Raw genomic sequence first — 1,364 nt, forward strand, 5'->3', positions numbered from 1 at the left:
TACTTCTTGTGGCCGTTGCCGTGTCCGTCGGGGTGGAGGACGACCTTGGTCCAGCCCTCGTCACGGGCGTCGAAGTGCTCGTAGGCGGTGGGGGCCTCGTCGAGGCCGAGTTCGTGGGAGACGACGAAGCTGGGCTTCGCCTTCCCGCCGGCGATCAGGTCCCGCAGGGCGCGGTTGTACCTCTTCACCGGCGCCTGCCCGGTCCCCATGTGCTGGCCCTTGAACCACATCATGCCGAAGTCGATCGGGACCTTGCCCTGCGCCTCCAGCTCGCCCTGGGCCTCCGCGCCGCCGGGGTCCTCAGGCATGAAGACACCCACCACGCCGATGTGGCCGGTGAACCTGACCGAGTCGATCAGGCCGTTGAGCGTGAGGCTGGCGTCCTCGTGTCCCTGGGGGTCGTGGGCCTGGTAGCCGACGCATTCGCAGCCGTTGTCGGCGCCCAGGCCGAGGGTGGCCTCCTTGACGACCTCCGCGGGGTTCTGCTCGGCGGTGTTGATCGGGATGGCCCCGATCTCCTCCGCCTTGCGCAGCCGGTCGCCCTGGTGGTCGACCGTCCAGACGCGGCCGGCGCCCTTGAGCAGGGCGGAGTAGGTCGCCATCAGCCCGACGGGGCCGGCTCCGAAGACGACGGTCTGGTCGCCCGGTTTGACGTGGGCCATCTCGGTGGCGTGGTAGCCGGTGGGGAAGATGTCGGCGAGCATCACGTAGTCGGTCTGCCGCTCGGCGGCGTCCTCGCCCAGGCGCAGGGCGTTGAAGTCGCCGTAGGGCACGCGCAGCAGTTCCGCCTGGCCGCCTTGGTAGGGGCCCATGTCGGCGAATCCGTAGGCGGCTCCGGCGAGGGAGGGCTCGGGCTGCATGGTCAGGCAGTAGTTGGTCAGGCCCTGCTCGCACTGCTTGCAGAAGCCGCAGGCGATGTTGAAGGGCAGGACGACGTACTCGCCGACCTGGATCTTGCGGACGGCCGGGCCGACCTCCACGACCTGGCCCAGGTTCTCGTGTCCGAGGGTGCGGCCGGACTCGAAGGAGGTGCGGCCCTCGTACATGTGCAGGTCCGAACCGCAGATGTTGGTGGTGGTGATCCTGACGATGATGTCGCAGGGGTGTTCGATCTTCGCGTCCGGTACGTCCTTCACTGTGACCGTTCGCGGGCCTTCATATACCGCTGCTTTCATGATGACTTCCCTCGGTGCCGTGGCAGGACCGCGGCACGGCGATGACGAGACCGCGCGAAGAGCCTGGCCCTCGGAAGGTGCTGCGACGGGGTTCGTGGCTCCGGCACGCCTCTGCGGGCCGTTCACCCGGATCGGGTGGAACGGTGGTCGCGCCGCCGGCCTGCCCGGCGAAGCCACGGCACTCCGACG

At 68.9% G+C, this 1,364-nt stretch carries 1 protein-coding gene; it reads right to left on the reverse strand.

The annotated features are described in order from the left end of the window. On the reverse strand, nucleotides 1-1,175 hold a 1,175-nt coding region (locus LG395_RS40855; protein WP_225814647.1), incomplete at its 3' end, for a glutathione-independent formaldehyde dehydrogenase. Nucleotides 1,176-1,364: the final 189 nt, after the last annotated feature.

The sequence above is a fragment of the Streptomyces spinosus genome, from assembly GCF_020400655.1.
Lineage (GTDB): Bacteria > Actinomycetota > Actinomycetes > Streptomycetales > Streptomycetaceae > Streptomyces > Streptomyces argyrophylli.